Source organism: Schleiferilactobacillus harbinensis DSM 16991 (assembly GCF_000425885.1).
Lineage (GTDB): Bacteria > Bacillota > Bacilli > Lactobacillales > Lactobacillaceae > Schleiferilactobacillus > Schleiferilactobacillus harbinensis.
This window is the reverse complement of the sequence record NZ_AUEH01000001.1, coordinates 182,838-196,903: the sequence shown is the minus strand read 5'-3', so window position 1 is coordinate 196,903 and position 14,066 is coordinate 182,838. Positions and strand designations below refer to the sequence as shown.

Genomic DNA, 14,066 nt, shown 5'->3' with positions numbered 1-14,066 from the left:
TTAGTTACTTCTGAATCGGTTCATCGTAATCGCCATTCGGGCACTGCACCTGGCGGCCGCCTTTGACTTTCTTATCCACTAAGAAGTGGCCGCAGACTGGGCAGTCCCGGCCGACCGGCTTATCCCAGGAAACAAAGTCGCAATCCGGATAGCGGGAACAGCCGTAAAATAAGCGGTTACGCTTGGACTTGCGTTCCACCACTTGGCCAATGCCGCACTTGGGACAAATGACGCCGATCTCTTTGACGATCGGTTTCGTGTTGCGGCAGTTCGGGAAGCGGCTGCACGCGTAAAACTTGCCGTAGCGGCCTAATTTAATGACCATCGGCGCGCCGCAGATATCGCAGTTGAAGCCGGCGGGTTCATCCTTGATCTGGACCTTTTGAATCTTTTCTTCCGCGGAATCAATTTCCTTGGCAAACGGTTGATAATACTGATCCACCACGTTGACCCAATTCTCTGAGCCGGTTTCAATCTCGTCCAGTTCATCTTCCAGTTTCGCCGTGAAGTCCACGTTGACGATATCCGGGAAGAATTCCACAATCAGCGTATTGACGATCTCGCCCAGCTCAGTGGGCTCAAAGCTCTTCCCATTGAGTTTCACGTAGTACCGCTTCTGGATCGTGTCGATGGTCGGAGAATACGTGGAGGGCCGGCCGACACCGTTTTCTTCCAAGGCTTTGACCAGACTGGCTTCAGTATAGCGGGCCGGCGGCTGGGTAAAGTGCTGAGCCGGGTCAGTCTTCTTCAGCGTCACGCTGTCGCCTTCGTTCAATTCCGGTAACAGCCTGTCCTTGGTCTCATCACCGCTCTGGGTATAGAGCTTGGTGAACCCGTCAAACTTCGTCCGGGAGCCGGTTGCCCGGAATTGGACGTCGTTTTGGACCATGTCCGCGGTGATGGTGTCGTAGACCGCCGGGGTCATCTCGCTGGCCACGAACCGAGACCAGATCAGACTATATAACCGCATTTGATCGCGATTCAAGACACTTTCCAGACTCTTCGGTGTACGCAGCGTACTGGTGGGCCGAATGGCTTCATGGGCATCCTGGGCAAATTCCTGGTTCTTCTTTTGCTGGACCTTCACCGCAGCATACTCGGCGCCATAGGTGTCATGGATGAAACCGGCGGCTTCGTGTTTAGCGATTGAGGCGATTCGGGTGGAGTCAGTCCGCATATACGTGATCAGCCCAGTCGTACCCTCTTTGCCGCCGAGATTGATGCCTTCGTACAGCTGCTGGGCGATCATCATGGTCTTCCGGGTCTTGTAATTCAAGCGCCGGTTGGCCTCCTGCTGCAAGGAGCTGGTGGTGAACGGCGCGGCGGGGAATCGTTTGCGTTCCCGCTTCACAACTTTTGTGACGGCGAAGGGCTTTTTCTTATCGACCTTGCCTAACACTTTTTGGACATCCGCATTGTTCTTGAGGGCTTTTTTCCGCCCTTTTTCACCATAAAAACTGGCCGCGAACGTTTCCTTGCCCTTGGCCATTTCGGCATCGATCGTCCAATACTCTTCCGGCACAAAGGCCTTGATTGCATTTTCCCGATCGATCACCAGCTTCAGTGCGATGGATTGGACCCGGCCGGCACTGAGACCCTTTTTAACTTTTTTCCAAAGAATCGGTGAAATGGAGTAGCCCACGAGCCGATCCAATACCCGCCGGGCCTGCTGGGCATCAACCAATTTCATGTCAATACTGCGGGGGTCCTTGAAGGCATTTTTCACGGTATCTTTCGTGATTTCGTTGAATACGACCCGGTTCTTATCCGCCGGGTCGAGATTCAGGATGTGGGAAACATGCCAGGCAATGGCTTCGCCCTCCCGATCCGGGTCGGCCGCGAGGTAGATATGGTCCGCCTTTTTGGCTTCCTTTTTCAGATCTTTAATGACGTCGCCTTTACCGCGAATTGATATATATTTTGGCTGGTAATTGTTTTCAATGTCGACCCCCATTTGACTCCGGGGCAGGTCGCGGATATGGCCTAAGCTGGCCACGACCCGGTAATTACGGCCAAGATACTTTTCAATTGTTTTGGCCTTCGCAGGCGATTCAACGATCACGAGGTTCTTAGCCAATCACAAAACTTCCTTCCATAAATAAACAATCGAATATGCTTGAACAAGTCGTTACATACTATAGAGGAAGGGTGAGGAGGAAGTCAAATGGAGAGGGCTCAGGCCGGCGGTCAGAAGCGTAGGCGTAAGAGCCAAGGCGCCGAAAACCCGCACTTAGGTTTTTGGCGCCTTGGCTCTTACGCCCTAGCTTCTGCCGGCCTGAGCCCGTTTACGCGGAAAAATTGCTTGGTCTCCTGCACTGCCATGCTAACGCTCCGCAAATTGCGGCACTAGACACATTGTAAAAGATAAACGGCCAAACATCCAAGCCCCTTAACAATCTCCTCACTCATTCCCACTTCCACCCAAAACCATAGCACACCCGTCAACCAGTGGCGTCTAAAACGCCTTATCCGGCAGTTCCCGCAATAGATCCGCGGCACTGCGCACAGGGATTGCCCCGTCCGCGATTAAAGCATTACATCCAGCAGAAAGCGGGTCGCAGATGCGGCCGGGGACAGCGGCGACGAGGCGATTGGCATCTTGAGCTAAGGAAGCGGTAATCAGACTGCCGCTGCGTTCACGGGCTTCGATAACCAGTAAGGTGTGGCTCAATCCGGCAATGATCCGGTTCCGCTGGGGAAATTGGTATGGCCGTGGCGGCGTAGTTGGCGGAAATGGGCTGAGCACCAGCTGGTCGTGCATCATCACTTGCTGCAAGGCAGTATGCTCTCGGGAATAAAAATGAGTCAACCCATTGCCGATCACGCCAATGGTGCTGCCGGCGGCACCCATGGCCAAGCGATGGGCCAGACTGTCGATGCCTCGGGCTAAACCGGAAACGATGACCACGTCTGCGGCGCACAGCGGCGGAACCAGGGCGGCCGCAGCCGCCTGACCATAGGCCGAACAGGTCCGGGTACCCACGACCCCCACGGTGCGCTGAGTCAGCAAAGCCAAATGGCCGGCACAATGGAGCACCGCCGGCGGATCGTAAATCTCCAGCAGACGCAAGGGATACGCCGAATCCAGCACCGTCAGCAGTTGGGTCCCGGCGGCGATTGGCGGCGCGACTGGCCGGTCCGCTAAGACAGCGGTCAAGATCGCTGTTTGCTGGGCACACTTAGCGGGCTTTGTTCTCCTCTGCCCCGCCGCCAGCCAAGGCTGCCAGTGGGGGAAATCGGCCGCGTGCCGGGCCAGGAGCAGCAATTGATAATTGGTAAAGGCGCCAGAGAGAAAGAGTTGGCATAAACTGGTGCGGGCATCCATATAAAAAAAACCTCCGTAATATCGAGTAGTTGCTACCCTTACATTACGCAGGAATTGTACATTACGCAGGAATTGCTTGAAAACTAAAGTTCATGGTGCAATGCCGCTTGGACCGGCGCAAAGGAGCGGCGGTGAATTGGGGTCACGCCTAACTGACGCAGTCCGGCTAAATGTTCCGCCGTCCCGTAGCCAGCATTGTGGATAAATCCATAGCCCGGATAGACCTGATCATACGTATCCATCAATCGATCCCGGCACACTTTGGCAATAATGCTGGCCGCACCAATACTCACGGAGCGGGCATCCCCTTTGATCAGCTTGCGCTGGGGGATCGTCACCGGCACGTGCATGGCATCCACCAACAGATAATCCGGTTGCTGCCAAAGAGCCTGAACCGCCCGGGCCATGGCGATTTCCGTGGCGTGATAAATATTATAGCGATCGATCTCCGCCGGTGTGGCAATGCCCAGGGCCACATCCACCGCTTCAGCCATAATTTTACTGAACAGGGCCAGCCGCCTTTCCGGCGTGAGCTGTTTTGAGTCGTTGACCAGCAGTAAATCGACACTGGGCGGTAAAACGGCGGCACAGGTCACCACCGGTCCGGCTAATGGGCCGCGCCCCACCTCATCGATGCCGGCAATAGTCGGATAGGTTGGCCACAATTCATGTTCAAAATGCAGCCGGTGGGTAAATGACGCCCGCTCTGCGGTCAATTTGGCCTGCTGCCGCTGGTATTGGGCATAGAGCTGACGCGCACCGGCCCGATCATCACTGGCCAGCGCAGCAATCGCCGCCGCATCCAAAGCCCCGGTTTGCAAAGCCTTTCTTAACGCGGCCACTGACATCGGCTTAGGCATGCTGCGGCACCGCATCCCAAGTGAACCGGCCGAGTTTACCCTTGCGCACATCGTTGATGATGACCCAGCTGGTCCGGTCATAGTCGTCTTTGAATCCCAGCCGCGCCGTCATTGTCATTAACAAGTCAGGCAGGTCCTGTTGCAAGTCGGCGTCTGTCACCCGATAAAGGTGCTTTACTTCATCAGGCACTTGGGCGACTAGCGTTTCAAGCGCAAATAATGCGACGTCATCCGCATGGAATAACGTATCCTTGATGCCCCCAGTCAACGCCAGCTTCTTGCCCACCAGGGGGTCCTCAAACTTGGGCCAAAGAATCCCCGGGGTATCCAACAAACTAATGTCTTCACCGGTCTTGATCCATTGCTGGGCCCGGGTCACCCCCGGTGTATTGCCAGTTTGGGCAATATTCCGACCAGCTAAGCGATTGAGGATCGTCGATTTGCCCACGTTGGGCACCCCGACACACATCGCCCGCAGCAAGACGTTGCGCACGCCTTTGGTCTTCTGGCGATCAATATAGTCGGCTAAAACCGTATGGGTCTCGGCGATGATCCGCTGAATCCCCTTCGTGTGCTGGGCATCAATAGCCACCGCCGGCAACCCTTGGGCTTGATAGTATTCGATAAAGCCCTGGGTCGCCGCCGGATTGGCCAAATCTGCTTTGTTCAAAACCAATAATCGTTTTTTGCCTTGACCAATTTCATCCAGCAACGGGTTGCGGGATGACTCCGGCACGCGGGCATCGACGATTTCGTAGATAATATCTACCTTGGTCAATGCTTCCGTCACCTGCCGGCGGGCTTTCGCCATATGGCCGGGATACCACTGAATAGTCGCCATGGCGGGCATCATTCCTTTCTGTCTTGTTCTACTGAATTATTTTTCTGCCGCGACGGTCTCCACCGCCTTTGTCAGCATCGGATCGCTCTTCGTTGCCTGGGCATACACGTAGTTGTTCAAGGCCGTCTTCGTCGCGCTATCCAACTCACCGCTGACGGTGATCTTTTGCTGCGTCTGGAAGGCCTTCAGCGCTGTTTCCGTCGCACTGTCAAAGTAGCCGGCAGTCTGTGTCAGCTTAGCCCCGCTCAGATTCAGAATCTTCTGGGCCGTGGCAATATCTGTCGCCACTGTCCCCGGCTTGTTGACCTTTTTCGTATTCAGCAGCGGCCAAGAGGCATACGCTGGATAGCTGACCTTAATATCCGGAGTCAGACCCTTCTTTTGAATCCAGCCGCCGGACTGCGTCAACCATTTGGCCGTGGTGATCTTCACTTCGCTATCGCCAGAAAGTTGCGACACAGTCTGCACGACGCCCTTACCGAAGGACTTCTCCCCGATCAGTTTGGTCCGGCGGGATTCCTGCAACGCGCCGGAGAAAATTTCCGAAGCAGAGGCACTGCCCGAATCAATCAGCACGGTGACGGGTTCGGTCACTTTGAAGCCGTCATCGTATTCCTTGCCAGCGGTAAAAATCTCCGGTTTGCTGTCGCGCTGCTGAACCTGCATGATCCGCTGCCCGTCCTTCAAAAACATACTGGCCGTTTCCAAAGCCTGGGGCAGCAACCCGCCAGGATTTTGCCGCAGATCAATGACAAAGGACTTGGCCCCTTGTTTGCGCAGACTAGTGATCGACTTCTTGAGTTCTTTATTGGTATTGTCCGCAAATTGGGTGATGCTGATCACGCCGACCTTTTTATTCTGGTCAGACAGTTCGCCAGTCACGGTGGTCAGCGGCACGACGCCGCGTTTGATGGTGATATTAAAGGTATCACTGCCCCGTTTAATGGCCAGCGTAACACTGGTCCCTTTCTTGCCTCGAATCGTGCTGGAAGCCTTAGTCGTGGACCAGCCCTGGGTGCTCTTGCCGTCAATCGCGGTAATGATGTCCTTAGCCTTCAACCCGGCTTTGTCCGCCGGACTGCCCTTGATCGGGGAGACAATTTGAATGTGGCCGTCGGCTTGACTGATTTCAGCACCGATACCTTCAAAGGACCCGGAAATCGTCGTGTTCAGCTCTTTAGCGTCACTGCCTTGCAGGTATTGGGAAAATGGATCGTTCAGGGTCTTGAGCATCCCGTTGATGGCCCCAGTGACCAGCTTAGTGTCGCTGGTCTTGATGTAATAATTGTTTTTGACATCACTGTAGACCTTCAACAGATCTTTGAAGGAATTGGGTACGTAGGTCACATCCGCATCAGCCTGGGCGTTTTGCTGATGCAAATACAAGGCGCCCGCCCCCACGGTCCCACCAGCGCCAATGATCAGCGCGGCGGCCCCGGTGATGATCACCGTACGCAGCCGATACCGTTTGACCGGCTTTTCTTCAGGCGTGGGCGGTACCTGCGCCGGATTTTCTGGATGCTCATTATCCTTAGCCATTCATCGTTTCCTGCTCTCTATGTCTAAATACTATCCTGATCCAGATAGGCGCGATAGGCGTCGTCAAAAATCGTCATACTGGGCAAATACCCGGCGTTCAATTCCAGATAATTGCTGAGTTCGTCGTAGTCATGGCTCTGCTTCGGAAAAGCCTGATCAAAGAAGGCGTTATTAGCAAACTGCGCGACTTCGTCAACACTTTCCGAATTGCGCTGGGTCATCAACCAAAAATAAAAACTGCGTTTTTGGTGCGCCATAGCGGCCTCCTTTAATCGGGTAAATATACGTTAAACACAAATTGATCAGCCGCAAAATCCAAGCGTTTGGCTGTGATCTGGAACCCGCCAGCGGTCTTGAACCGCGTAAGGTGCAGCATGATAGTCTCGTGCTTTTGATCCACCGAGACCCATTTGGGCAGCTTATAACTGGATTGGACAAAACTCAAGACAAAGTTGACCGGCACGTTTAAACTGCCGATAGCCAGCTGCTTCGCCCGCAGCTGCACATCGCCATTATCCTGAACATAGGGGGTCAGTACCAAATTGAATTGAATCGAACTGCCCAAAAATTTCACCGTACCGATCAACAAGACACTCGTCTCTTCGACCCGCAGCTGGTACTTGATCTTGCTGTCCTTTAAATAATCATCCAGGTAGTGCTGGGTCAGCTGGTTGATCTGCTTGCGGTTCAAGGCCACCGTCAGCGAAGGCGCCCCGGCGACTTGAGTCACCTTAGGGGTATTCGCGGCCGGAGTGAAAATCCGGACACCAAGAAAAATACCGCATCCCAAAACGATCCCGGCCAGGATCAAGAATGCCCAGCGCCAGGGATTGTGCGGCTTTCTCGGCCCTTTAGCCGCGGGCACTGCCGGTTTCTTCTTCGCTTTTTCAGCCGTCCGGGTGTTGCTTTGCTGCACTATTGCCACTGTCCCTTCGTTTTCTTTAATACCTTCAATAATTGATCCGTCATCCGGCCATAGCCGATATGATTCGGATGGAAGTGATCGCTGGTCGACAAATACGGATTGGTGGAATCGTTGTCGGCGATCTGCTCCTGGAGCGACTTGGCACTGGTCACCTTGCCGCTCTTGGCCACCGTCCCGTCACCCTTGGTCAGCACGCTGTCCACATCCACGTAATATACATTGGCCATGCGCTTGACCATTGTCTTGGTACGTTGATTGAAACCATGCATGATCGTCTGCAGTTGCGTCACTTGGGAAAAATACACATAGAACGGGTTGTACACGCCCAAGATGTAAATTGGTGCGTGCGCGTTCTGACTGCGCAAAGTCGTGACCATTTTTTCCATATTCTTGCCAAACGCTGCCTCGGCTTTGGTTACATCCCGACTGTTCAGGTCCGCGCCATTTTTCATCAATGTTTGCATCAAATCATTGCCGCCAGCAGTGATCGTGATCAGATCAGCCTGTTTCACGTTTTTTGCAATCGCCGGCTGTTTTTCCACCCGGGTCAGAATCTGCTGCGCAGTATCGCCGGGATGGCCAAAGTTCACGCTATTGACCCGCAGATCATCATCGCTTTGGAGGCGTTGAACGGTCTGGCCGACGAAGCCGCCTTGATTGGCCTCATCGCCGGTCCCGTAAGTTAGGGAATCACCGATGGCCACTAAGTTATAGGTCTTCCCGGCCGGCGCGGTTTGGCCCTTGGGGGTGACGTTGGCCAGGTCAGCGGCAGGAACAACGGCGAGCAGCAGCGTACTCACTACTGCCGTGACAGCGGCCAAGAGGGCAATATTCACCAGCCAGCGGCCTAACTTCTTCATCGTTACTCGTTCCTTTCGTTAATTGAAAAAGAGGGACTGAGGCAAAATTCGAGTCTGGCGTGTCCAGTGCCAAAGCGACTTTTGTCCCTGTCCCCTGTATCACTCGTTATTCCGGATCCGTGTAGTAGATAATCGCAAACGCGCCCGGCCCGGTGTGGGTCGCTACAATTGGGCTGGTGGGCGATACCAGGATCGGCGTGTCTGGCAAAACGGCCTGGATATCCCGGCCAATCTGCTCCGCAAAGGGCTTGTCCCCGGCATAGGGAATGCCGACCCCGGCCACGTCGCTCATCTGACTGAGGGCCGTAACTTGGCTGTCCACGAACTTCGTCAGCGTCTTTTGCCCGCGGCCTTTGACCACGACGTCCAAGCCGCTGCTGGTTAACTCCAAGACCACTTTGATATTCAGCAGCGAGGACACCAGCCCCACGGTCCGGCTGACTCGGCCGCCTTTGACCAGATTAGCCAGCGTGGACACCGCAACATACACCTTAGTGTGCGCTTTGATCGCCGCCAGCCGTTTGAGAATCGCCGGCATCTCGGCCCCTTCAGCGATCATCTTGCCGGCTGTGAGCACTTGAAAGGCCAGCCCGCGGTCAATCGACCCGCTATCGACCACCGTCACGTTGCTGGTGGAGATCACGCCGGCCTGGCGAGCGGCATTCACTGTCCCGGACAAAGCCTCGGTCATGTGGATGGCCAGGATCTCGTCACCAGTCTGGCCCAGCTTATCGTAAACCGTCAAGAAATCTCCGATGGCCGGCTGGGAAGTGGTGGGCAGTGCCTTGGCCGCCGCCATTTTGGGCATAAAGGCGGCCTTCGTAATATCACGCCCATCCACGTAATTCTGCCCATCGATTGTTATATTCAATGGCACAATGTGGATATCATACTGTTTAATTTCTGCCGGTGTCAGCTCCACTGAGGAGTCCGTCACGATCTTGATCGTCATCGTTCATCCTGCCCTTCGCAATTGACATTCGAGGTCCATTATACCAAAGGGACCCTCCGGCACCAAATCAGTGCCGGGCATAGACCACAAAGGCGTGGGGCCACGGTGCTTTTTCGCTGACCTGCCCAGGTGTCCGCTTAATCTCTTGAAAGTCGTTTTGATCCCACGGCACCATGTATGTGTCGCCAGCGGGAAACTCATGATCAATGCGAGTCACGTATAAGCGATCCACTTGATTCATGAAGGCGGCAAACAAGGAGCGCCCGCCAATGATGAAGATCGTCTCGGCGGCATGGTCTTGAATATACGCCTGGACCGCCGCGACATCCCCCAGAGTAGTCACGCCGGGCGTGGTGATCGGCCGGTGAGTCAGAACAATACTAGTTCGGTTCGGCAGCGGTTTGGTGGGTAAAGAATCCCAGGTCCGCCGGCCCATGAGGATGGTGTGGCCTTCAGTGATTTTCTTAAAATAGTGTAAATCATCCGGCAAGTGCCACGGCAAGTGGTCATCGGTACCGATCAAATGGTTGCGGTCTTCCGCCCAAATAAAAGCTAACATCAATCTCTACCCCTTTCTGAAAAAGCAGGATCTTAAACCGCCACCGGCGCTTTGATCGCCGGAGCCGGTGTGTAATTTTCCACGTGAATATCGGCCATGGTGTAGGAGAAAATGTCTGCGACATCCGGCTTGATCGTCAGCGTCGGCGCTGCTTGCGGCGTCCGCGTCAGCAGTTCCTGGACCGCCGCCGCGTGATTGGCATAAATGTGCGCATCCCCCAGCGTATGGACGAACTCGCCCACCTGCAGACCGGTCTGAGCCGCCACTAAATGGGTCAGCAGCGCATAGCTGGCAATATTGAACGGGATGCCTAGGAACATGTCGGCGCTGCGCTGATAGAGCTGACAGGACAGCTTGCCGTCGGCCACGTAGAACTGGAACATCGTGTGGCAGGGCGGCAGGGCCATCGTCGGCACATCCTCGGGATTCCAGGCGGTTACGATCAACCGCCGGGAATCGGGATGGGTCTTGATTTGCTCAATCACGTCAGCCAATTGATCTATGGTCTCCCCCTGACTGGTCCGCCAGTGGCGCCACTGGTACCCGTAAATGTGGCCCAGATCGCCGAACCGGGCAGCGAAGGTATCATCGGTCAAAATTTGCTCGCAAAAGTCGTGATGCACCGCCGCATAGCGTTCAGCAAAGGCCGGATCGTTCAGCCGGCGATGGCCAAAATCCGTCATGTCCGGACCGGTATAGGCATCACTGGCGACGTAGCGGGCAAAGGCCCATTCGTCCCAGATATGATTCTTATGCTGGAGCAGAAAGCGAATATTGGTGTCCCCGTGCAGAAACCAGAGCAATTCGCTCTTGATCAAGCCGAACGGCACCCGCTTCGTTGTCAACAGTGGAAACCCCTGACTTAAATCAAAGCGCATCTGCGGTCCAAAGAGACTCATCGTCCCAGTCTGAGTCCGGTCTGTCTTGTGGTGCCCCGTTGCCAAAATTTGCGTCAGCAAGTCTAAATACGGTTGTTCTACGATGGTCGTCATGGCCGGCATCCGCTCCCTCTTCTACTAATCCTCTGCAAAATCAGCCAGGTATTCCCAGCGTTTCATGGCTGGTTGCAGCTTGGCCTGCAAATCCGTGTACTGCTGTTGCAGCTGCGCGACTTTGTTGTAGTCCGCGGCCTCAGCCACCATGGCTTTCTCCAAGCGGCCCTGGGTTTGTTCCCACTGATCGATCTGATCAGTGAGTTTATCATACTCGATTTGCTCGGCGTATGTCAGCTTTTTCTTCTCAGCCGCTGCCGGGGCTGGCGCCGGCTTGGTTGGCGCAGCCGTATTGGCTGGGGCTGGCTGCGCCGCAGCGGCTAAATGACTCAAGAAAGTCCCCACATCGCTGGTAAACGGAGTGATCTGGCCCTGCCCGGCGAACCAGAGCATGCTGTCGCATACCTTATCCAGGAAATACCGATCATGGGAGACGGTGATCACGGCGCCCGGAAATGTATCTAAATAGTCTTCCAAAATCGTTAAGGTCTCAATATCCAAGTCATTGGTCGGTTCATCCAGCAGCAGGACGTTGGGTCCGCCCATCAGCAGCTTAAGCAGATACAAGCGGCGCTTCTCCCCGCCAGATAGACGGGAGATACGCAGCCCATGCATCCGCGGCGGAAACAGGAAGCGTTCCAGTAATTGACTAGCTGATACTGTCTCACCGTTGATCGTTTGACTGCTGGCCGTATCCGTAATGTAGGCAATGACCCGCTTATCCTCGGGGATCGCCGGCATTTGCTGGGTATAGTAGGCCAAGCGTACCGTTTCGCCGACATTCAGCGTCCCGGCGTCCAGCTTTTGTTTGCCCGCCAGAATGTTCAGAAAGGTGGTCTTCCCCGCTCCGTTGATCCCGGTAATACCGATTCGGCCGGTGGGCCCGATGCGCCACGAAAAATCGTGAATGATCGGGTGGCCGCCAATGGTCAAGGACGCCTGATCCAGATGAAAGACCTCCTTGCCCAAGCGGTGAGTATTGGCAGCAATGCTCACCTGACCAGTGGCCGCCGGCGTCGCGTCGATCGTATTGGACAACGAATTGAACCGCTCGATTCGCGCTTTTTGCTTGGTGGTCCGGGCCTGGGCCCCGGCCTGCATCCACAGCAGCTCTTGTTTGTATAGCTGGTGCTGTTTGTGCGTCTGCGCTGCCTCCCGCTCTTCCTGGGCGGCTCGCTGGGCGACATAATCCTGATAGTTTCCCTTATACATCTGTAATTGACCGTTGCGCAGGGCAGCAATGTCCGTGGCGACATGATCTAGAAAATAGCGATCATGGGTCACAAAGACGATCCCGCCAGGATAGGCCAACAACCGCTTTTCAAGCCAATCCACTGTTTGATAATCCAAATGGTTGGTCGGTTCATCCAGCAGCAGCAAGTCGGCCGGTGAGATCAAGGCTTGCGCCAAGGCCACCCGCTTCTGCTGACCGCCGGATAGGGTTGCCACGGGAACCGTCATGTCCGGAATGGCTAATTGGGTCAAAATACTCTTCACATCGGCTTCGATGGTCCAAAGATTGTGCCGGTCCATCATATCGTTGGCCGCGTAATACGCCTTGGCGGCCTCCTGATCAGCGGGATCCTTTTCGTAATGGCGCAAAGCCTTTTCGTAATCCCGAACCATTTGAAAATCATCCGCGGCACCGGCAAAGGCAGCCGTCAAAACATCAGCACCGGCCGGAAAAGTAGGTGTCTGGGGCAGATAATTGATTCGGTAACCCTTGGCGGTAGTGATCGTTCCGGCCTCCGGCGCCAGCCGGCCGGCAATGATCTTGAGCAAGGTCGACTTGCCCACCCCGTTCAAGCCGATCAGTCCGATGCGCTGATTCGGGGTCACGGTCAGTGCGAGATCCGTAAAGAGTGTTTTATCGCCGTATGCATACTGTAATCCTGTGGCTTGTAATGCCTTCACAATGATTGACCATCCTTTGTCTGTTGCGTTTTCTGAATATAGGCCAGTAACGCCGCCGGCGTATTGGCCGCTTGCCTGGCCACGACCGCTTGGGTCATGGCCGTCATCGCCTGACCCAGGGCAGGCCCGCGCAGAGCGGGGGCGGCCTGCATCACTGTGCGGCCGTCTACCGCCAGGTCGTGGGCTTGATGAATCGGCAGCGCCGCATAGCGTTCTTGCCACTGATCAACAGCGATCCCCAATTGCGCGGCAACGGGTAATAATACTGAGTCAAATTCCGGCCCGGCCTGATACAGATCCCACGCCCCAGCGGTCCCCGCCTGAATTTTGGCTAAAACCGGCAATAACCGGGCTGCTTGGCGCCGCTCGGTATTTGTGGTCTTCCAGGCCCGCAGAAACGGTCCTACGGCGTTTTCAGCCAGGCCCAGGGCAAATACCAGGCGCAGCCATACACTGCCGCTCTCGGCCAACCTGTGGGGCACGTCAGCCAGCATGCTGGTCAACGCCATCTGCTGGCCGGCCAAGCCGGGACAGGCAGCATAAAGCTGGGTATCAATAAATGTCTTCAATCCGCTGGCCCGATCCTGAGCCGCCATCATTTTGACAAATTCCATATTGATCCGCTCCACCGCAATTTTTTCTAATAACTGGTGGTGGTGGCGAATTGCGGCTTCCGTGGCCGGTTCAATCGTGAACGATAACTGGCTCTGGAACCGCACCGCCCGCATCATGCGCAGGGCATCTTCATGGAACCGTTCCTCGGGTTTGCCCACCGCCCGCAATAAATGGCGCTGCAAGTCGCCCAAACCATCGAACAAGTCTGTGATCTGACCGGTATGATCCATGGCCAGCGCATTGACGGTGAAGTCCCGGCGCTGCAGATCTTCCCGCAGCGAGCGGACAAAAGTGACATGGTCCGGCCGGCGATAATCTTGATAAGTCGATTCCGTACGGAACGTGGTCACTTCATACTGCCCCTGGGGCTGCAAAACCGTCACCGTTCCGTGCTGAATACCGGTATCCACCGTCCGTTTGAATAGCGCCTTCACTTCGGCCGGATAGGCACTGGTGGCGATGTCCACGTCATGAATCCGATCATGGAGCAAGGCATCGCGCACTGCGCCCCCAACAAAATAGGCTTCATAGCCAGCATCGTTCAATCGGCGCAAAACGGGCGCTGCTGCTTCAAACTCTGCTGGTAACGGCGACAACCGCATGTAACCACCCTGCTTTCTCAATATTCGTTTACGGCCTTTTCATGGTACCATATCAGGCAGAGGACGACAGCGCCGAACGGGC

13 protein-coding genes are annotated in these 14,066 nt (G+C 55.2%); all 13 read right to left on the bottom strand.

Annotated features, from left to right (window positions below):
* Positions 1–4: 4 nt before the first annotated feature.
* Complete coding sequence (gene topA, locus H627_RS0100970) at positions 5–2,077, bottom strand: type I DNA topoisomerase (protein ID WP_027827406.1); 2,073 nt, start codon at positions 2,075–2,077, stop codon at positions 5–7.
* A gap of 378 nt (positions 2,078–2,455) precedes the next feature.
* A complete protein-coding gene (gene dprA / locus H627_RS16405; protein ID WP_051225056.1) occupies positions 2,456–3,325 on the bottom strand; it encodes a DNA-processing protein DprA in 870 nt (289 codons plus the stop codon).
* A gap of 83 nt (positions 3,326–3,408) precedes the next feature.
* Positions 3,409–4,185 (bottom strand): ribonuclease HII, encoded by a 777-nt coding sequence (gene rnhB / locus H627_RS0100955; protein ID WP_027827404.1) that lies wholly within the window; start codon positions 4,183–4,185, stop codon positions 3,409–3,411.
* Positions 4,178–5,026, bottom strand: a complete 849-nt coding sequence (ylqF, locus tag H627_RS0100950) for a ribosome biogenesis GTPase YlqF (protein WP_027827403.1) — start codon at positions 5,024–5,026, stop codon at positions 4,178–4,180. Before ylqF ends, rnhB begins: the two co-directional genes overlap by 8 nt.
* 36 nt (positions 5,027–5,062) lie before the next feature.
* A complete protein-coding gene (locus H627_RS0100945; protein WP_027827402.1) occupies positions 5,063–6,565 on the bottom strand; it encodes a S41 family peptidase in 1,503 nt (500 codons plus the stop codon).
* Between the two features lie 23 nt (positions 6,566–6,588).
* Positions 6,589–6,822, bottom strand: coding sequence for a YozE family protein (locus H627_RS0100940; RefSeq protein ID WP_027827401.1), 234 nt, complete (start codon positions 6,820–6,822; stop codon positions 6,589–6,591).
* Between the two features lie 11 nt (positions 6,823–6,833).
* On the bottom strand, positions 6,834–7,490 hold the full coding sequence (locus H627_RS0100935) for a YpmS family protein (RefSeq protein WP_162143208.1): 657 nt from the start codon (positions 7,488–7,490) through the stop codon (positions 6,834–6,836).
* Positions 7,481–8,350 (bottom strand): SGNH/GDSL hydrolase family protein, encoded by an 870-nt coding sequence (locus H627_RS0100930; protein WP_027827399.1) that lies wholly within the window; start codon positions 8,348–8,350, stop codon positions 7,481–7,483. Before H627_RS0100930 ends, H627_RS0100935 begins: the two co-directional genes overlap by 10 nt.
* Before the next feature lie 106 nt (positions 8,351–8,456).
* Positions 8,457–9,302 (bottom strand): DegV family protein, encoded by an 846-nt coding sequence (gene fakB / locus H627_RS0100925; protein ID WP_027827398.1) that lies wholly within the window; start codon positions 9,300–9,302, stop codon positions 8,457–8,459.
* A gap of 67 nt (positions 9,303–9,369) precedes the next feature.
* Complete coding sequence (locus H627_RS0100920) at positions 9,370–9,861, bottom strand: dihydrofolate reductase (RefSeq protein WP_027827397.1); 492 nt, start codon at positions 9,859–9,861, stop codon at positions 9,370–9,372.
* Between the two features lie 32 nt (positions 9,862–9,893).
* Positions 9,894–10,844, bottom strand: coding sequence for a thymidylate synthase (locus H627_RS0100915; protein WP_027827396.1), 951 nt, complete (start codon positions 10,842–10,844; stop codon positions 9,894–9,896).
* Between the two features lie 33 nt (positions 10,845–10,877).
* Entirely contained in the window at positions 10,878–12,767 is a 1,890-nt protein-coding gene (locus H627_RS0100910; protein ID WP_027827395.1) for an ABC-F family ATP-binding cassette domain-containing protein, read from the bottom strand.
* A complete protein-coding gene (locus H627_RS0100905) occupies positions 12,764–13,984 on the bottom strand; it encodes a CCA tRNA nucleotidyltransferase (RefSeq protein ID WP_027827394.1) in 1,221 nt (406 codons plus the stop codon). The genes H627_RS0100910 and H627_RS0100905 overlap by 4 nt, the downstream gene beginning before the upstream one ends.
* Positions 13,985–14,066: the final 82 nt, after the last annotated feature.